Origin of the sequence: Polynucleobacter sp. VK25 (assembly GCF_018687355.1) — a bacterium.
Classification (GTDB): Bacteria; Pseudomonadota; Gammaproteobacteria; order Burkholderiales; family Burkholderiaceae; genus Polynucleobacter.
In genome coordinates, this window is the sequence record NZ_CP061288.1 from 394,126 (window position 1) to 411,512 (window position 17,387).

Annotated in this window: 19 protein-coding genes, 2 tRNA genes and 1 pseudogene; 17 read left to right on the plus strand and 5 right to left on the minus strand. The window is 46.1% G+C overall.

The features are described from left to right. Positions 1-19: 19 nt before the first annotated feature. From era to nagZ, 5 genes are read left to right on the plus strand one after another with little or no spacing between them, the layout of a single operon-like run. Entirely contained in the window at positions 20-913 is an 894-nt protein-coding gene (gene era / locus AOC21_RS02185) for a GTPase Era (RefSeq protein ID WP_251371595.1), read from the plus strand. Between the two features lie 5 nt (positions 914-918). Beyond that, positions 919-1,653: a DNA repair protein RecO gene (gene recO, locus AOC21_RS02190; RefSeq protein ID WP_215392179.1), complete on the plus strand. Its 735-nt coding sequence runs from the start codon at positions 919-921 to the stop codon at positions 1,651-1,653. A 12-nt stretch (positions 1,654-1,665) separates the two neighbouring features. Continuing rightward, positions 1,666-2,409, plus strand: coding sequence for a pyridoxine 5'-phosphate synthase (gene pdxJ, locus AOC21_RS02195; RefSeq protein WP_215392180.1), 744 nt, complete (start codon positions 1,666-1,668; stop codon positions 2,407-2,409). A gap of 28 nt (positions 2,410-2,437) precedes the next feature. After that, on the plus strand, positions 2,438-2,830 hold the full coding sequence (gene acpS / locus AOC21_RS02200; protein WP_215392181.1) for a holo-ACP synthase: 393 nt from the start codon (positions 2,438-2,440) through the stop codon (positions 2,828-2,830). 20 nt (positions 2,831-2,850) lie between these two features. Beyond that, a complete protein-coding gene (gene nagZ / locus AOC21_RS02205; protein ID WP_215392182.1) occupies positions 2,851-3,927 on the plus strand; it encodes a beta-N-acetylhexosaminidase in 1,077 nt (358 codons plus the stop codon). 62 nt (positions 3,928-3,989) lie between these two features. On the opposite strand, the gene efp is transcribed toward nagZ, so the two are convergent. Both efp and earP read right to left on the minus strand, forming a co-directional pair. Then, a complete protein-coding gene (gene efp, locus AOC21_RS02210) occupies positions 3,990-4,550 on the minus strand; it encodes an elongation factor P (RefSeq protein WP_215392183.1) in 561 nt (186 codons plus the stop codon). 87 nt (positions 4,551-4,637) lie between these two features. After that, complete coding sequence (gene earP, locus AOC21_RS02215; RefSeq protein ID WP_215392184.1) at positions 4,638-5,708, minus strand: elongation factor P maturation arginine rhamnosyltransferase EarP; 1,071 nt, start codon at positions 5,706-5,708, stop codon at positions 4,638-4,640. Between earP and uvrC the strand changes: the two genes are divergently transcribed. The 5 genes from uvrC (at position 5,707) to AOC21_RS02240 (ending at position 9,098) form a co-directional block, all read left to right on the plus strand. Next, a complete protein-coding gene (uvrC, locus tag AOC21_RS02220) occupies positions 5,707-7,617 on the plus strand; it encodes an excinuclease ABC subunit UvrC (protein WP_215392185.1) in 1,911 nt (636 codons plus the stop codon). The genes earP and uvrC overlap by 2 nt on opposite strands. A 33-nt stretch (positions 7,618-7,650) precedes the next feature. Continuing rightward, complete coding sequence (gene pgsA, locus AOC21_RS02225; RefSeq protein ID WP_215392186.1) at positions 7,651-8,226, plus strand: CDP-diacylglycerol--glycerol-3-phosphate 3-phosphatidyltransferase; 576 nt, start codon at positions 7,651-7,653, stop codon at positions 8,224-8,226. A 116-nt stretch (positions 8,227-8,342) separates the two neighbouring features. Next, positions 8,343-8,418 (plus strand) — tRNA-Gly (locus AOC21_RS02230). Between the two features lie 49 nt (positions 8,419-8,467). After that, positions 8,468-8,541: transfer RNA gene (locus AOC21_RS02235), tRNA-Cys, on the plus strand. 95 nt (positions 8,542-8,636) lie between these two features. After that, a complete protein-coding gene (locus tag AOC21_RS02240) occupies positions 8,637-9,098 on the plus strand; it encodes a hypothetical protein (RefSeq protein WP_215392187.1) in 462 nt (153 codons plus the stop codon). Positions 9,099-9,173: 75 nt separating this feature from the next. Here AOC21_RS02240 and lexA read toward each other — a convergent pair whose 3' ends face one another. Continuing rightward, positions 9,174-9,893, minus strand: coding sequence for a transcriptional repressor LexA (lexA, locus tag AOC21_RS02245; protein ID WP_215392188.1), 720 nt, complete (start codon positions 9,891-9,893; stop codon positions 9,174-9,176). Positions 9,894-9,952: 59 nt separating this feature from the next. On the opposite strand from lexA, the gene AOC21_RS02250 reads away from it, so the two are divergent. From AOC21_RS02250 to dnaB, 6 genes are all read left to right on the plus strand, one after another. Continuing rightward, complete coding sequence (locus tag AOC21_RS02250) at positions 9,953-11,029, plus strand: asparaginase (RefSeq protein WP_215392189.1); 1,077 nt, start codon at positions 9,953-9,955, stop codon at positions 11,027-11,029. A 134-nt stretch (positions 11,030-11,163) separates the two neighbouring features. Continuing rightward, positions 11,164-11,538 (plus strand): 30S ribosomal protein S6, encoded by a 375-nt coding sequence (rpsF, locus tag AOC21_RS02255; RefSeq protein WP_068322189.1) that lies wholly within the window; start codon positions 11,164-11,166, stop codon positions 11,536-11,538. A 53-nt stretch (positions 11,539-11,591) separates the two neighbouring features. Then, a complete protein-coding gene (priB, locus tag AOC21_RS02260) occupies positions 11,592-11,891 on the plus strand; it encodes a primosomal replication protein N (RefSeq protein ID WP_251371550.1) in 300 nt (99 codons plus the stop codon). Between the two features lie 13 nt (positions 11,892-11,904). Next, entirely contained in the window at positions 11,905-12,177 is a 273-nt protein-coding gene (gene rpsR / locus AOC21_RS02265) for a 30S ribosomal protein S18 (RefSeq protein ID WP_011902267.1), read from the plus strand. 13 nt (positions 12,178-12,190) lie between these two features. Further along, entirely contained in the window at positions 12,191-12,643 is a 453-nt protein-coding gene (rplI, locus tag AOC21_RS02270; RefSeq protein ID WP_215384740.1) for a 50S ribosomal protein L9, read from the plus strand. A 24-nt stretch (positions 12,644-12,667) separates the two neighbouring features. Beyond that, entirely contained in the window at positions 12,668-14,107 is a 1,440-nt protein-coding gene (gene dnaB / locus AOC21_RS02275; RefSeq protein WP_371817794.1) for a replicative DNA helicase, read from the plus strand. A gap of 76 nt (positions 14,108-14,183) precedes the next feature. Here dnaB and AOC21_RS02280 read toward each other — a convergent pair whose 3' ends face one another. Further along, positions 14,184-14,450, minus strand: coding sequence for a hypothetical protein (locus AOC21_RS02280; RefSeq protein WP_215392190.1), 267 nt, complete (start codon positions 14,448-14,450; stop codon positions 14,184-14,186). A gap of 186 nt (positions 14,451-14,636) precedes the next feature. On the opposite strand from AOC21_RS02280, the gene AOC21_RS02285 reads away from it, so the two are divergent. Beyond that, the gene (locus AOC21_RS02285; RefSeq protein ID WP_215392191.1) at positions 14,637-16,886 is read left to right on the plus strand and encodes an autotransporter domain-containing protein; all 2,250 of its coding nucleotides are present in this window, start codon (positions 14,637-14,639) and stop codon (positions 16,884-16,886) included. 11 nt (positions 16,887-16,897) lie between these two features. Here AOC21_RS02285 and AOC21_RS02290 read toward each other — a convergent pair. After that, positions 16,898-17,281 (minus strand): annotated as a pseudogene (locus tag AOC21_RS02290) (C40 family peptidase); the annotation flags it as partial. Between the last annotated feature and the right edge of the window lie 106 nt (positions 17,282-17,387).

Below are 17,387 nucleotides of genomic sequence, written 5' to 3' on the forward strand. Positions count from 1 at the left end.
CATTGTTGGGCGTCCTAATATGGGTAAATCAACACTCCTTAATGCATTAGTCGGCCAGAAGATCAGCATTACTTCTCGCAAGGCGCAAACTACACGCCATCGCATTTTGGGTATCCAGAATCGCGAAGAGGCGCAGTTCATTTTTATCGATACACCCGGTTTTCAAACGCGTTTAATGAATACATTAAACAAAGCATTAAATCGCACTGTCACTACCGCCTTGCAAGATGTCAATGTTGCTTGTTTTGTGGTTGAGGCTGGTTACTTTGGTGAAGATGATAAGAAAGTATTGAAGTTATTGCCAGATGATTTGCCGGTTGTTTTGGTGCTCAATAAATTAGACTTATTTAACAGTCGCTTTCAGACCCCATCGGAGCGCGATCAAGCCCTGCTGAGCTTCATCAAAGAAATGGCTCGCCCTTGGTGCGAATTAGGCGGTCACGAAGATCAGAAGTGTGAGTTTGCTGAAATCGTGCCGATGAGCGCCAAAAGTCCTGGCGATATTGAAAGATTATTGGATGTCCTCGAGGGCTATCTACCTGAGGCGCCAGCTGTCTACGACGGCGATACCATTACCGACCGTAGTGAGCGCTTCCTGGCAGCTGAAATTCTGCGTGAAAAAGTATTTCGCTTCACTGGCGAAGAATTGCCTTACACCAGCACCGTTGTGATTGATCAGTTCAAGATGGATGGCAAGATGCGTCGTATTGCAGCGACCATCTTAGTAGATCGCGATAGTCATAAAGCGATGATCATTGGTCAAAAAGGTGAGCGCCTGAAAAAGATTTCTACTGATGCCCGCATTGATATGGAAAAGCTCTTTGATGGCAAAGTCTTTTTAGAGACCTGGGTAAAGGTCAAGCGTGGCTGGGCAGATGATCGTGCCGAACTCCGGGCGCAAGGGCTGGAATAAATTTCATGGCCTCGATTCGTGTTGCTGACGAGCCTGCTTTTGTATTGCACAGCATTCCCTATAAAGAGACCAGCTTAATTCTGGATGTGTTTACTCGGCAATATGGTCGTATGGCCTTAATTGCTAAGGGGGCTAAACGTCCGCACTCAACTCTTAGGCCTGTATTACAACGCTTTCAGCCGCTGCTTGTTTCTTGGAGTGGTAAATCAGAATTACGCACCCTAACTAAGTCAGAGTGGGTGGGTGGCATGCCCTCTTTGGTAGGTGATGCATTGCTCTGCGGCTTCTATCTCAATGAACTGCTTGTGAAGTTTTTGGCTCGTGAAGATGATTACGAAAAACTCTACGATCGCTATGCAGAGACGGTTAATGCGCTATCTAACCTTGAGTTTGAATCTAAAGGCTTAGAAGAAATTCTGCGACCATTTGAGTTATCGCTCTTGCAGGAGACGGGCTATGCGGCCGCCTTGGATCATTGTGTTGAAACCAATGAGGCACCGCTAGCTCAAGAGCAGTACGTCTATCAACCGGAGCGAGGGGTTCGTCCTGTTCAAGTAGATGACCCTGGACATTGGCCTGTTCTTGCTGGCAAATCTCTTTTGGCGATTGCAGCAGGCGATTTTTCGGATCCCGAGACGCTTTCTGAGAGCAAGCAATTAATGCGCTTTCTGCTTGGTCTGCATTTGCAGGATCAGGTATTGACGACTCGCCAGATTTTGATTGATTTGAAGAAAATCTAGTAATCTACAGAGATGAGTAATCCCCAAGCCCTTGAACTAGGTATCAATATTGACCACGTCGCCACTTTGCGTAATGCGCGTGGCACGATCTATCCCGATCCGCTCAGAGCGGCAGCTTTGGCTGAGGAAGCTGGTGCTGATCTTATTACTTTGCATTTGCGTGAAGACCGTCGTCATATTAAAGATGCTGACTTGCTGGCACTTCGCCCACTGATTAAAACCCGCATGAACTTAGAGTGCGCAGTAACACCGGAGATGATTGGTATCGCATGCAAGGTCAAGCCACACGATGTGTGTCTGGTTCCTGAAAAGCGTGAAGAAGTTACGACTGAGGGTGGATTAGATGTATTGGGTCACTTTGATGCGGTAAAGGCGGCAACCAAGAAATTAATTGATGCTGGCATCCGCGTATCTCTCTTTATTGATCCTGAAGAAAAGCAAATTCAGGCAGCTAAAGACGTGGGCGCAGCTGTAGTGGAGTTACATACTGGTCGTTATGCGGATTTATCTGGTGCTGCGCAGGCGACAGAGCTGGAGCGCATTCGTAAGGCAGCGATATTTGGAAAAAGTATCGGCCTGAGAGTCAATGCTGGCCATGGTTTGCACGAAGGCAATGTGAAACCTGTTGCTGCAATAGCCGAATTATCTGAGCTCAATATTGGCCATGCCATTGTTGCTGAAGCATTATTCAAAGGTTGGCAAAAGGCTATTATCGACATGAAAGCCTTGATGGTTCAGGGTAGAGCAAGCTCTTAGAGTTGATAGACAACAACATTTACATCCCATGATCATCGGCATCGGTACTGACATTCTGCAGATTGAGCGCTTACAAGCGGCGTACGATCGTACCAATGGCCGCTTAGCTGAAAAAATTCTGGGGCCAGATGAGATGTTGGTATTTAAGCATCGTCTTGCCAGAAATCATAAGCGCGGTATTGCGTTCTTAGCTACGCGTTTTGCTGCTAAGGAGGCATTCTCAAAAGCGATTGGTTTGGGAATGAGAATGCCGATGACTTGGCGCTCGCTTCAGACTTTAAATGAACCCAGTGGTAAGCCAGTCACTAGCTACTTGGGCGCTTTGGCTCAATTCATGCAGGAAAAAAACTGGGAAGCTCACGTCACTGTGAGCGATGAACAAGATATGGCAATTGCACACGTAATTGTTACTCAGAAATAAAGAATAAAACAGAGGCATAAATGACAAAATCCACCATGAATCCCGGCCCAGTCACTCTAGATGTAGTTGGTCTTGAATTAAATGCTGAGGATCGCCGCCGCATTTTGCATCCCCTGACTGGTGGCGTGATTTTGTTTGGTAGAAACTTCGCCAATCGTCAGCAACTCACTAAGTTGACTGCAGCCATTAAGAAGCTGCGCCCTGATGTGCTGATATCCATTGATCATGAGGGCGGTCGAGTACAGCGCGCAAGAACAGACGGCTTTACTCATCTTCCTGCAATGCGTAAGTTAGGTGAATTGTGGGGTGCTAAAAATAAATCAACTCATGCTGCAGAATCTGCTGCTATTGCAATGGCTGCAGCAACAGCTTGTGGTTATGTTCTCGCTGCTGAGTTACGTGCTTGCGGTGTTGATTTCAGCTTTACGCCGGTGTTGGATTTAGATTTCGGACGTAGTGGCGTGATTGGCGATAGATCATTTAGTCGTGATCCGCAAATCGTATTTGCTTTGTCGAAGAGCTTGAATGAAGGTTTGCGTCTCGCGGGGATGGCTAATTGTGGCAAGCATTTCCCTGGGCATGGTTGGGCTGAAGCAGATTCGCATGTAGCTATCCCGGTAGATGAGCGCTCATTAAAAGAAATCTTGAATGATGATGCCAAGCCTTACGAGTGGTTAGATCTCAGCTTAGCTTCGGTCATGCCAGCGCATGTGATCTATCCAAAGGTAGATAAGAACCCAGCGGGATTTTCAAAGGTCTGGCTCCACTCCATCTTGCGTCAAGAGTTGGGCTTTGAGGGTGTAATCTTTAGTGATGACCTTTCCATGGAAGGCGCCAGTGTTGCTGGATCAGTAGTGAAGGGCGCGGAGATGGCGCTAGAGGCTGGTTGCGATGCGGTATTAATCTGCAATCGTCCAGACCTTGCTGATCAGCTATTAAGTAAGCTAAAGGTATCAAAAGCCAAGCAAGAAGAGTCAAAAGCGCGTTTAAATAAGTTAATGCCGACTGCGCTTGCATTGGGTTGGGGCGAGTTGCAAAATGAAGTTGAGTATCAGCATGCCAAAGGGTTGCTTGAGCAGTTAAAGCTGATTGCATAAACATTATTGTGGCAATAAAAAAGCCCGGCATGCCGGGCTTTTTAACATCTGTAGTGTGCTAATTAGTTAGCGCGGCTACGGTATTCACCAGTGCGAGTATCGATCTCGATTTTGTCGCCAGTGTTGCAGAACAATGGAACTTGCAATTCATAGCCTGTTGCCAATTTTGCAGTCTTCAATACTTTGCCTGAGCTCGTATCACCTTTAACTGCTGGTTCTGTGTAAATGATTTCACGAACCAATGAGTTAGGCATTGCTACTGAGAGTGCTTTACCTTCGTAGAACACTACTTCGCATGGCATGCTTTCTTCAAGGTAGTTCAATGCATCACCCATGAATTCAGCTTCAACTTCGTATTGGTTGTATTCGGTATCCATGAACACGTACATTGGATCAGCGAAATAAGAGTAAGTACATTCTTTCTTATCGAGAATCACAACATCAAACTTGTCATCAGCCTTGTAAACGCCTTCGTTTGGCGCGCCGGTTAACAAATTCTTAAATTTCATTTTCACAACTGAAGAGTTGCGGCCAGAGCGGCTATATTCGGCCTTTAAAACGACCTGGGCATCAGTACCAATCATGACTACGTTACCAACGCGGAGTTCTTGTGCTGTTTTCATCTTGCTATTCCTGGGGGCAGAGCTAATTTTCTGCGGTTTTTATCAAAAACAAGATTGTAACCGCCCGCAAGCCTTTATTGCTTGGGATTAGGCAACAAAGCGGATTAAACGCGCTGGCAGGGCGCCATCCGCTTGTTTTTCAAGTAAATGGGTACGCCAGGCCTTAGCATGCGCATTCCAGCTATTTAAGTCTTTAAACCATTCGCCGGGCATTGCCCAGGTCATGGCAGCGATCGTAGCTAGCTTCAACTCTTGGTTGGCCTCTGCTAGATAAAGATCGAGAAAAGCCGCTAATTTCACTTCATGGGCACGATCCTCTTGTGGATAGATATGCCAAATAAATGGCTTACCAGCGAGCTGGGCTCGCACAAAAGAGTCTTCACCGCGCACGATATTGAAGTCGCATTGCGAAAGCACCCAATCGTATTCATCCTGAGATACGAATGGCATGGAAAGCAATTGTAGATTTGCCGGCAGTACGATGGGTTGCTCGCCGTAGAGATTTAGTTGCTCTGCGTGACCGTGTGCCAGTAGGATATCGACATCTTTACCAAGGCGCCCTAAGTCAGCTAGCCATTTTTTGAGCGGCGCTCCTGGGTAGCAAAAAACACTGATCCGCTGAGCGCTTGGTCGTAATTGAGACCAGGTAGTTTTGAGATCCTTGGGGATGTGTTTTTCAACGAGATGGCCTTCCACTGGTATGGGGTCGAGCAAAAGTCCACCCACCTCATCCTGAAAGCCGGGAAAGAAGAAGTATTTCGGAATGCCATGAGACTGGGGCGAGGCCTTGCCATGAAAGTCAGCCACCCAAGGCTCTGCACTTAAATACTCTAAGTTGATGATGATCGGCTTGATGGGCGCAATAAAGAGGCCGGCCAAATAGCGTTCAGGTAATTCACAGCCAAAAGCCTCAATGACAACATCGGGTATTTGCACTGGATGCCGAGCATTAGAGTAGCTGGCCTCCCAAGGCTGCATATCAATTTGTTGCTTAATAGACGGATCTACTCCTGATGCGAGTAAATTAAGGGTTGGCAGGTCATCGCAAAAAATACGGACCTCTTGCCCATGAATGCTTGATAAGCTTCGGGCTAGACGCCAGCAAACACCGGCATCACCATAGTTATCGACGATTTGGCAGAAAATATCCCAACGCATGAGTAATTCGCTTTTCGAAACCCTTCAGCAGGATGTTAAACGGCTACCCGGATTGCCGGGGGTATATCGCTTTTTTGATGAAGCGGGACATATTCTGTATGTAGGCAAAGCTCGCAACCTTAAAAAGCGTGTCTCTAGTTATTTCCAGCGGACCCAGTTATCACCCCGCATCGAACTGATGGTGGGCAAAATTACCCGCTATGAGACAACGGTAACACGGACCGAAACTGAAGCCCTCATTCTAGAGAACAATCTCATTAAAGAGCTGGCTCCGCCATTCAATATTCTCTTTCGTGATGACAAGTCTTATCCCTATGTGATGTTAACGGGGCACCAGTTCCCCAGGTTAGCCTCATACCGGGGAAAGGTGGATAAGCGCAATCATTACTTTGGACCATTTCCGAATAGCTGGGCAGTTCGTAACTCAGTGCAGATCTTGCAGAAAGTATTCCGCCTGAGAACTTGTGAGGATTCTGTATTCAAGAATCGTAGTCGGCCTTGCCTATTGCATCAGATTCATCGTTGTAGCGCCCCTTGTGTCGGCCGTTTGAGTGTTGAGCAGTATGGCCAAGACGTTGCTCAAGCTACTCGATTTTTAAAGGGCGATCACAGCCAAGTACTATCCGAGCTTGAAAGAGAAATGCACAAGCATAGCGAAGCAATGGAGTTTGAGATGGCTGCGGTATTGCGTGATCGCATCGCAGATCTATCTAGTGTTCTGCAACAGCAATCAATGGATACGGTTGCCGAAGGTGAGGGTGACGTGGACGTTATCGCTGTGGCGCAAATGGAGGGAATGGTTTGTGTGAACTTGGCGATGATCCGTGGTGGTCGTCACTTAGGCGACCGAGCTTATTTCCCAAAGGGATTGCGCTCCACCTCTGGTGAGCTACCTTCTCCCGCAGAAATACTGGAAGCTTTTATTACTCAGCATTATTTGGAAGAGCATGCTGACGAAACTGCTGCCAACTTAATACCGCCAGTATTGGTTTTAAATCATGCTTTGCAATCAGCGAGCGATGACCTTACTCAATTGAATGAATCTCCACCTGAAGATTTACATGAGTTATTAAATTCACAGGCCGGTAGAAAAATTACCTTCTTACACCAGCCTCAAGGGCAAAGACGCCACTGGCTAGCAATGGCGGAAGGCAATGCCAAGATTGCTTTAACAAAACGCTTAGTAGAGACTGGTGGACAGTTAGCAAGAGCGCGTGCCTTGGCTGATATTCTCAGTCTTGAACTAGAAAGTCTTGAGCAGTTACGCATTGAGTGTTTTGACATTAGCCATACTTCCGGTGAAGCTACGCAAGCATCATGTGTGGTGTACACCAAAAATGCAATGCAATCGAGCGAGTATCGACGCTTCAATATCAATGACATCACACCAGGCGATGATTACGCAGCAATGCGTCAAGTGTTGCATAGACGTTATGCCAATTTTCAAGAGTTACCAGTAGAAAAAATTCCTCAAGTAGTTTTGATTGATGGTGGCAAGGGTCAAGTGGAGATGGCTCGTCAGGTGTTATCTGAATTCGGAATGGATGTTGGATTGATCGTGGGCGTTGCTAAAGGCGAAGGGCGTAAGGTTGGGTTGGAGACGCTTATCTTTGCTGATGGACGTGAGCCCTTGGAGTTAGGTATAGATAGTGCTGCATTGTTATTGGTTGCTCAGATACGAGATGAAGCTCATCGCTTTGCCATTACCGGTATGCGAGCTAAGCGGGCTAAAGCAAGGACGATTTCTCGCTTAGAAGAGATTGAGGGTATCGGTGCTAAGCGCAGACAAAAGCTGCTAGCTCGCTTTGGTGGTCTTAAAGGGGTTGCTAACGCCAGTATTGAGGAAATAGCCAGCGTAGAGGGTGTTTCTATGACCTTGGCTGAACAAATATATCGCCAGCTTCACTAGGAGCATTGACCGTTCTTGGTTTATGCTTATCGAATGCCTTTTAATTTACCGATCGCCTTAACCTGGTTGCGCGTTGCAGCGATTCCGCTGTTGGTAGTTGTTTTTTATCTTCCTAATTCCTGGCTTACTCCTTTTGAGAAGAATCTGGTTGCTGCAATCATCTTTGTTTCTGCTGCAATTACTGATTGGTTGGATGGCTTTCTAGCACGTCGCCTAAAACAAGAGTCTGCCTTCGGCCAGTTTTTGGATCCCGTCGCAGACAAGCTTATTGTTGCTGCAGCGTTATTGGTGCTACTGAATATGGATCGCGTTCAAGTTTGGGTGGCGCTCATCATCATCGGCCGCGAAATCACGATCTCTGCACTGCGGGAGTGGATGGCTTTATTGGGAGCCGGAAAAAGCGTAGCAGTTCATATGGTTGGTAAGCTCAAAACAACTGCTCAACTCGTGGCTATCCCGTTTTTGTTGCTAAATGACACCTTATTTGGTTGGTTAAATTGTGCGCAAGTGGGTACCTGGTTAATTTGGATTGCCTCCTTTTTAACGCTTTGGTCCATGTTCTATTACATGAAAAAGGCTTTGCCCCAGCTCGCTGGAAAAATTGACTAATTCTCGCAAAACCCAGCCAGCTAAGACTTTCAAGGCATTCACATTCCCCCAAATTTTAGGTTTTACAAGGAATAATGCTTTCTTTGAGATTGTTTGTTAAACTACTGCCCTGTTATGCGGGAATAGCTCAGCTGGTAGAGCGATACCTTGCCAAGGTATAGGTCGGGAGTTCGAACCTCCTTTCCCGCTCCAAGTTCGATGGGAAGCCCTCAAAAGCTTCCCATTTTTGATTCAAGAGTATGGCGCGTTGGCCGAGTGGTTAGGCAGGAGCCTGCAAAGCTTCGTACGGGGGTTCGATTCCCTCACGCGCCTCCAGTAATTTGTCTTGACGAATTAGGTGCATCACCTAAAATACTTTTTAACTATCGTAAGTAAAAAAGCATTCATTACCTTAACCAAGTACAACACACATGATCACTACTCAAACTCTTAAGCTCAGCGCTCTCGCTTTATTTTTAGCAGCGTTGTTAGGTGCGTGCGCGAGTTCAGGGGATTCACCAACAGGTACGCCCCAAGAGGTACAAGAGGTTCAAGCGCAGCTTTTAGGCGACATGCCATTGCCTGCTGCATCAAAAATTATTGGTGGGGAATCTTTAATCATTGGACGCGGTGATAACTGGGTAGGGCGCGTTGTTTTATCTGGCGTACAAACGCCAACAGACATTTATGCATTCTTCCAATCAGAGTACCCACGCGCAGGATGGACAACTGTTAGTGCCGTGAAATCTAAAACCAGTATTTTGGTATTTACTAAAGGCGATCGTACAGCTACTGTGGAATTAAATGAAGGTTCGTTGGCTGGACCTAAAACATTGATCACAATTACTTCGTCACCGAAGAACGCTAACGTTGTAGCGCCAACTAAGAAGTAAGCAAAGCATTTAGCTCTAGTGGAGAGCAAATAAAAAGGCCTCTAATAAGAGGCCTTTTGCTTTAGGGGCTCTAGCTTACAGCCCTTCAGCCCTGATGAGACCAACGGCTTGACCTTCAATCGCAAAGTTGGGTTGACGATCATCTACCAAAATGTTTTTGAAGTCTGGGTTCTCTGCTTGTAGTTCGATCACCATACCGTTAGCAGTTTTCTTTTGCTGCCAACGTTTCACTGTGACTTCATCATCAAGGCGTGCTACGACAATGTCACCATTGCGAACTTCAGTTGTTTTTCTGACTGCTAAATAGTCGCCATCCAAAATTCCGGCATCGCGCATACTCATGCCTTTAACTTTCAATAAGTAATCAGCACCTTTGCTAAATAAACTTGGATCAATCGGAACATGTTTTTCAATATGCTCGACTGCCATGATGGGTGAGCCAGCAGCAACCCTTCCGATTAACGGCAATGTGAGTTGTTGTAATGCGCCCGATGGTAAAGACAGCTGGCGATATTTATTAGTGTTGTGTGATTGGTTGAATCGTTGTGGAATGCGAATGCCGCGTGAAGTGCCAGGCGTTAATTCGATGTAACCTTTTTTTGCTAGCGCACGAAGATGTTCTTCAGCTGCATTGGCGGAAGCAAAGCCTAACTGTGTAGCAATCTCCGCGCGAGTTGGCGGAAGACCGCTCTCATCGATGGCTTTAGTAATCAACTCCAAAATCTCATTCTGACGTGGAGTGAGCTTGGGGAGGGCAGTCAGCTCCTCCGGAAAATCGACTGTGTTTATGTCCATACTGGGATTGTATACAGCAGTATTTGATTGATCAAGCTATTTAAGGGGGATAATGGGGTATGAGCTCACAACAAAATACCCCTGAAACTTCACCCCATATCTTGGTGTTGGGTATGGGCGGCACGATTGCCGGCTTGGCACCGAGTCCAGCAGAGAATCCTTTGCAGTATGAAGCTGGTCAGGTTGAGGTCGCCTCTTTGCTCACCCATATTCAATCCGCGATCCCCGAAGGCATCAACTTGGTTTCAAGGCAAATTGCCAACATCAATAGCCGCAATCTAACGGAGCCCTTATTGACTCTATTGGGCGAGGCTGTGAGAGAGGCGCTTGATAGCACCTTGGTTAAAGGGATAGTGGTCACTCACGGAACGGATACGATTGAAGAGACAGGCATCTTTTTGCAACTGACTTGCGGCAAATATGCTCAAAATTTAGGCAAAAGAGTGATCTTGACGGGTGCGATGTTGCCGGCAAATGCCCCTAAGGCCGATGGACCATCCAACCTATTGGATGCCATTCGTTGGGCATCCACCCCGATCGATAACTGCCCTGGCGGTATTTATGCCGTGATGGATGGCAGGGGTTGCTTGGCCATGGATCTGGCAAAGCGGCACGGTAGCACCTTAAATGCCCCTATTCAGGCCTCGCCGAGTAGTTCAGTTGGACTTATTAACCCATCGTGGCTATCCGGCGTGAAGGCGGTTCAGGCTCTATGGGCTGAGGATTTGCCGATTCCAAAGGAAAACGAATGGCCGTGGGTCGAGATATTAACTAGCCATGCTGGCGCCCGTTCAGAGACGATTACCCATTGGCTGAACTCCAAGGTAAAGGGCTTGGTCCTTGCTGGTTCTGGCATGGGCGGATTTCATGATGCTTGGAAGGAATCGCTGGTTGCAGCGGTTAAACATGGAATTGCGCTGGTAAGGACAACTAGAACTGGCGCAGGGGTGACTCTGTTGGATTTACCCGAAAAAGATATTTCTGGATGCTTGGCCTCAGGCAGTCTCACTGCCCCAAGGGCCAGAATTGCCCTCCAACTCTCACTGAATGCTGAAAAACAGGCGCAGATAGCAGGTAAATCCCTGACTTGGCAGGATTTTTTTGCTAGAATAGCGGTCTTGCCAGTAATTCGGTAAGCGCTGAAAAGCGGCTGTAAAAGTGTTGTAAGCAATACCTACAATTTGTTACTACCTTGTCACACTGGCGCTGAGTTCACAACCATCAGAACTTAGCAAGACGCCCAGGTGACTCAATCCTTAAGGAGTGTTTGATGCGTCATTATGAAATCGTCTTTATCGTCCATCCGGACCAAAGCGAGCAAGTACCAGCGATGATCGATCGTTACAAAGCTACATTAGCAGCTGCGGGCGGAAAAATTCATCGCATGGAAGACTGGGGTCGTCGTCAGATGGCTTACATGATCGACAAGCTTGCTAAAGCCCATTACGTTTGCATGAACATTGAGTGCGACCAGAAAACTCTGGAAGAGCTCGAGCATGCGTTCAAATTTAACGATGCTGTTTTGCGTCACCTCATCATCAAGACTAAGAAAGCTGAAACAGAGCCTTCCATCATGATGAAAGAAGTGCAACGTGAAGAAGCGCGCAAATCTGCTCAATCTGACGCTCCTGTAGCGGCAGCCTAAGTTAGAAATTTGAAGAGGAATACACAGACTAGAAAACGTATCAGAGAAGCGGAGTGGCGTTGAATCATTTCACCCTAACTGCAATCTTGGTATCTAAAGACGCGATTCGATTTACACCAGCAGGAATACCGGTGATGCATTGCCAGCTAGAACATAGCGGCCAAGCAAATGAGGTAGGAGTGGCAAGGAAAATTCAGATGAACGTTGAAGCCATCACAATCGGTCCGATACAAAAGGATTTAGAGAGAATGGATTTAGGAACTGAGGCAGTGTTTGAGGGATTCTTAGCACCCAAGACTCTACGTAATCAAAGACTTGTTTTCCATATTACCCATATTCAATTGAAAAATTAAAGAGGAAATCATCATGGCGTTTGGAAAGAAACCCGATTTCAAAAAGAAACCAGCTCAGAACCCATTGTTCAAGCGTAAGCGTTATTGCCGTTTCACTGTTGCTGGCGTAGAACAGATTGATTACAAAGATGTAGACACATTGAAGGACTTCATTGGCGAAAACGCCAAGATCACTCCTGCTCGTTTGACAGGCACAAAAGCAAAGTATCAGCGTCAGTTAGACACTGCTATCAAGCGTGCTCGTTACTTGGCTTTGTTGCCATTCTCCGATCAACACAAGAAATAATTAGGAGCCCTCAATGCAAATCATTCTTTTAGAAAAAGTAACAAACCTGGGCAACCTCGGCGACATCGTTCGCGTTAAAGACGGTTTCGCTCGTAACTTCTTAATCCCACAACGCAAAGCGCGTCGTGCAACTGAAGCAGCGATTGCTGACTTTGCAGTTCGTCGTGCTGAGTTGGAGAAATTAGCTGCTGAGAAATTGGCTGCTGCTGAAGCAGTTGGCATCAAGCTCAAAGACTTGGTTCTCGAAATCGGTCAAAAGGCTGGTGTTGACGGTCGCTTGTTTGGTTCTGTAACCAATCATGACATCGCTGATGCGTTGAAAGCTAAAGGCTTCACAATTGAGAAGTCTTCAGTTCGTTTGCCTACTGGCCCATTGAAAATGGTTGGTGATCACCCTGTAGCGGTTGCTGTTCATACCGACGTAGTTGCAGACATCACTATTCGTGTGGTTGGCGAGCAAGCTTAAGTTTTAGAACTGTAAATAAGCCACATGGCTGAATCCCGTTCACGTTCCGTTACGCTGAATCCTGGCATGATGGGTTCTGGGGATGCAGTCGTGCAGGCTTTAAAAGTTCCGCCGCATTCTGTAGAAGCCGAGCAATCTTTGCTCGGCGGTCTACTGATCGATAACTCTTCTTGGGATAACCTGGGTGGAGTATTAAACGATAAAGATTTCTATCGCCCCGAACATGCTTTGATCTATAAAGCTATTGCTCGTTTGGTTGGCGACAATCATCCCGCTGACGTTATCACTGTTCATGATGCAATTAAATCTGAGCAAGGTGGTGACTTAGTTGGCATTGATTACCTTAATTCATTAGCGCAAAACACCCCAAGTGCAGCGAACATTAAAGGCTATGCCGACATTGTTCGTGATCGAAGTATTTTGCGTCGCTTAATTGAAGTTTCAGACAGCATTGTGAATTCTGCATTCGTTCCTGAAGGTCGAACAGTCAGAACCTTGTTGGACGAAGCGGAGTCACGCATTCTTCAGATTGGTGAAGAGGGCAGTCGTAAAGCGGATTATCTTGAGATTGAGCCTTTGCTGAAGGCTGTTGTTGCTCGTATCGATGAGCTCTATAACCGCCAAGGCGGTAGCGACATCACTGGTATTGCAACTGGCTTTATTGATTTAGATAAACAAACTAGTGGCCTACAAAAAGGCGACTTAGTCATTGTTGCCGGTCGCCCTTCCATGGGTAAAACTGCTTTTGCATTGAATATTGCAGAAAACGTTGCCTTAGCTGAAGGCTTGCCTGTTGTTGTGTTCTCCATGGAGATGTCGGGCGAACAGCTGGCCGCACGTTTATTGGGTTCAGTAGGGCGCGTTGACCAAGGTCGTATGCGTACCGGCAAGTTGCAAGATGATGAGTGGCCACGTGTAACTGATGCCATTGCACGTTTAAGTAACACCCAAATTTTGATTGATGAGACTGGCTCTTTGTCCAGCTTAGAGTTGCGTGCACGCGCTCGTCGTATCGCCAGAAACTTTGGCGGAACTCTTGGTTTAGTAGTGATTGATTACTTGCAGTTGATGAGCGGTTCCGGTTCTGAAAACCGCGCAACCGAGATTTCAGAAATCTCCCGCTCACTCAAGTCTCTTGCAAAAGAATTGCAGTGCCCTGTAGTTGCGCTCTCACAGTTAAATCGTGGTCTTGAGCAACGCCCTAATAAGCGGCCGATCATGTCTGATTTGCGTGAGTCAGGCGCTATTGAACAAGATGCCGACTTAATTATGTTCATCTATCGTGATGAGGTTTATCACCCGGACACTACCACCGATAAAGGTATGGCTGAGATCATCATTGGTAAACAACGTAACGGTCCAATCGGTACGGTACGCTTAAGTTGGCAAGGTCCGTATACCAAGTTTGATAACTTAGCGATGGGTTCTGTTGGTTACTCATCTGGTGGTTACGAGCCGTTTTAAATAAACAAAACTAAATCAACAGACAAAGAAAAAGCCTCACAGTGTGAGGCTTTTTTAATTCTGCAAAGCAATCTAATTATTTTCCGCCTTCACATTTCTTGATGGAGGCTGCTTTAGCTGCACCATACAGTGGCTTGCCATCTTTGCTGATTGCTTTAGCTTCGCAATCATTCGGCTTTGCATCACCTAGACACTTTTTAATGGAAGCATCTTTAGCTGCGCCATAGAGTGGCTTGCCATCCTTACTTACAGCCTTAGCTTCACAAGCAGACTGATCTGCAAAAGCGTAAGTAGGAAGCGCAAAACTCAGTGCAATGCTTAGGGTAATAAATAGTTTTTTCATCAGAGCTCTCCTGTTTAGTTGATTTAACTATAGCTACTTCCGGGGATTAAAACGATTATTTCTATTTAAATAATTCTAAATATTAGCTTTAGGGTTAATAGATATTCACTATGCGGATAATTATTATGAGTATAACTATTAGCAACTTGCTATAAATTCAATTTTTATACTTAGACCCTTGTTTTTATGAAGAAATTTATCAACTTACCTCAGTTGGCGTCAGCACTTCTTTTGGCCTTGTCTATCCTGTGTATGCCAATGGCGTCTGCAGTTAATTCAGTGGGTGGGTGTAGTAACTTCACCCCAGATACGGTAAATGGCACATCCACAACCGTAACTTGCGACACAACGTCTTCGTATACCGCAATTAGTACTGCCGGTGTGATTTCTTCGGAAAATACAACTACTGTAGGCAATAGAGTTACTGTTGATGTGGTTAATGGAACCACGTTTGCAATTAATGGTTCAACTATTGGCTTAGGCAGTAGCGCTCAGGTAACTAACAATGGAAACTTAAATACTAGCTCTTTCTACTATGGCTACGGAATTTCAGCGGGCGTAAATGGAAGATCGCAGGCTGGCGGAAACACAATATTGAATGATGTTCTTGGGACGATTACAACTGGCGGAACAAGTGCTACTGGTGTTTATATCAGCGCAACAAATGCATCATCTGGATCAAATAGCATTACCAATAACGGACTAATCACCACCCTTGGTTCTACTGCATATGGAGTGCGTTTAAATTCAGGCGCAACGGGTAGCGCCGTAGCAAATACGATCGTCAATAACAATAGTATTTCTACTCGTAATACTGGCTCGACTGCTATTTTGATGTCTACGGCTGGAGGTGTTGCAACGGTTACCAATGCTAGTGGTGCCGCAATTAGCACTACTGGAAAATCCTCAAGCGGAATTCAGTTGACGGCTACCGGGGGTGCCGCTACCTTGACCAATGCTGGCATGATTTCTACTAGTGGCGCAGGGTCGAATGGTATTCAGATTGGTAACGGCACAGCTGCGGTAAGCATTATTAATACCGGCACTATTGATGCCGCAGGTACTAACTCTTTCGGTATTTATAGCGCTGGAAACATTACCAACCTAACCAACTCGCAGGGTGGCTCAGCTCCGCTGACATACTCTGGTGCATTGCCTATAAATTACAACGTAGTTGTCTCTAACGTGAGTAATTACGGTAAGTTAGATGTCGGTGGCGGTAATGTTACTGGCGTGATGAATTTCAATATTAATAGTAATTCGTCACTCACTTTTAACCATACATACTCAACTGTTCTCAATGGATTAAAGATTAATAACCTTGGTAATTCATATGGGACATTTACATCAGGTAGTAATACTTATATCTGGGCATTAGTGCATCGAGTCGGTGGGTCGGCAGCGCAATCAGATTTGGTTATTCAGCCAGCCCCTCAATCAGCGGTGCCTCCAACCATCGAGGTATTGAAGGCAGAGTTGCTTACTCAGGCATATTTAATTAATCCTATTAATGTAGATACCCAGACATCCCTGACTTCATTGGGCAATACCTTGCAAGGTCTGTTTGCCATGCAAACTGCAGGCGTAGTTAATAGCATGACTTACGACTGTCCTTTATTTGGCAATAACAATATTTGCCTATCAACGGGTGGTCGTTTTACTAACGTGAGTGTCTATCCAAATAATTCTACGAGCGCTTTACTCATTGGCGCCTATCGTTTATCGCCAAGCTGGCGATTGGGCGGCTATCTAGATCAAAATATCACCCAAAGTACGCCTGGCGGAATTGCGCAGTTGAATAATTCCAGCCCTATGGTGGGTGTATTTGGAGTTTGGTCGCAAAGCCCAGATGGGTCTGGTGTGGAAGCAAAAATTTCTGCCGCCTATGTCAATAAAGGCGCCACATTAACTCGCCCCGTTATTGGTGTGGCTGAGGCTGGCTCTGGCTCTACTAATTTGACTGCACAAGGTATTCAAGGCGTTTTGAAGTATGGCTTTCCCATTGGCAACAAAACGCTTATTTCACCCTATGCTGGTATGCGTTATATGGCTGGTGGAATGGGCGGATATAGTGAGGCTCAGACTGGCACCGTCTCAAGTCCTCTAACCTATAACGCAATTGGAAATTACACAACAACCACTCTTGCTGGATTTATTGCCAATCATCGATTGACCGAAAAAACCATGTTGGTTGCTAGTGCTGGCGCAGAAAAAGATGTTAATGCTAATGTGGGTAACTTAATCACTACCGGTAATGGCGATTACAACATTGCGATAAATAATAACTATCGATCTTTGCGGCCTACAGCAAGTCTTGGTGCATTCTATGATTTGAGTACGCGTGAGAGATTGGGATTGGTAGGAATTTATCGACAAGAGGCCTACCAAGCAATGACTTCCTCTACGATTCTGGCAACTTATACAGTTGGTTTGTAATGAGTTTACTGAGGCACCATGCGGCGTGCTTCAGTAAATTTAGCAGCCCAATAAGGTGAGGTGATGTAATCGAGGCGTACCGTTCCACCTGCGCTTGGGGCATGTACAAATCTGCCTTGCCCCACATAGATTCCGGCATGAGAGTATTTTTCTCCAGTGGTGTTGAAGAACACTAAGTCTCCTGGAGCTGGTGGTTGACCTTCAATACTTACGCCCTTAGTACTCATCAATTGAATTGTGCGTGGTAGTTTGATCCCGGCCGCTTTGTTATAGACATACACAATCAGCCCACTGCAATCAAAACCACCTTTGGGAGTATTGCCGCCATATCGATAGGGAACATCGACTAAGCCAACGGCTGCTATAGAAATATCCTCAGTGCCAACACTCGTATCTTGTTTAAATTGAGAAACTTTTGCAGTGTTTGACTTACCGCTGAATGTGCTACACCCACTTAGGATGAGTAAGCTACAAATAAAAATGCCGCACCCCAAGAGAGTG

Coding starts and splice junctions, on each gene's coding strand:
- era (WP_251371595.1), top strand. CDS start 20: ATGGGTAAATCAACACTCCTTAATGCATTAGTCGGCCAGAAGATCAGC.
- AOC21_RS02250 (WP_215392189.1), top strand. CDS start 9,953: ATGAGCTCACAACAAAATACCCCTGAAACTTCACCCCATATCTTGGTG.
- earP (WP_215392184.1), bottom strand. CDS start 5,708: ATGCGTTGGGATATTTTCTGCCAAATCGTCGATAACTATGGTGATGCC.
- rplI (WP_215384740.1), top strand. CDS start 12,191: ATGCAAATCATTCTTTTAGAAAAAGTAACAAACCTGGGCAACCTCGGC.
- pgsA (WP_215392186.1), top strand. CDS start 7,651: ATGCCTTTTAATTTACCGATCGCCTTAACCTGGTTGCGCGTTGCAGCG.
- rpsF (WP_068322189.1), top strand. CDS start 11,164: ATGCGTCATTATGAAATCGTCTTTATCGTCCATCCGGACCAAAGCGAG.
- lexA (WP_215392188.1), bottom strand. CDS start 9,893: ATGGACATAAACACAGTCGATTTTCCGGAGGAGCTGACTGCCCTCCCC.
- recO (WP_215392179.1), top strand. CDS start 919: ATGGCCTCGATTCGTGTTGCTGACGAGCCTGCTTTTGTATTGCACAGC.
- AOC21_RS02285 (WP_215392191.1), top strand. CDS start 14,637: ATGAAGAAATTTATCAACTTACCTCAGTTGGCGTCAGCACTTCTTTTG.
- rpsR (WP_011902267.1), top strand. CDS start 11,905: ATGGCGTTTGGAAAGAAACCCGATTTCAAAAAGAAACCAGCTCAGAAC.
- uvrC (WP_215392185.1), top strand. CDS start 5,707: ATGAGTAATTCGCTTTTCGAAACCCTTCAGCAGGATGTTAAACGGCTA.
- AOC21_RS02280 (WP_215392190.1), bottom strand. CDS start 14,450: ATGAAAAAACTATTTATTACCCTAAGCATTGCACTGAGTTTTGCGCTT.
- AOC21_RS02240 (WP_215392187.1), top strand. CDS start 8,637: ATGATCACTACTCAAACTCTTAAGCTCAGCGCTCTCGCTTTATTTTTA.
- nagZ (WP_215392182.1), top strand. CDS start 2,851: ATGACAAAATCCACCATGAATCCCGGCCCAGTCACTCTAGATGTAGTT.
- pdxJ (WP_215392180.1), top strand. CDS start 1,666: ATGAGTAATCCCCAAGCCCTTGAACTAGGTATCAATATTGACCACGTC.
- dnaB (WP_371817794.1), top strand. CDS start 12,668: ATGGCTGAATCCCGTTCACGTTCCGTTACGCTGAATCCTGGCATGATG.
- acpS (WP_215392181.1), top strand. CDS start 2,438: ATGATCATCGGCATCGGTACTGACATTCTGCAGATTGAGCGCTTACAA.
- efp (WP_215392183.1), bottom strand. CDS start 4,550: ATGAAAACAGCACAAGAACTCCGCGTTGGTAACGTAGTCATGATTGGT.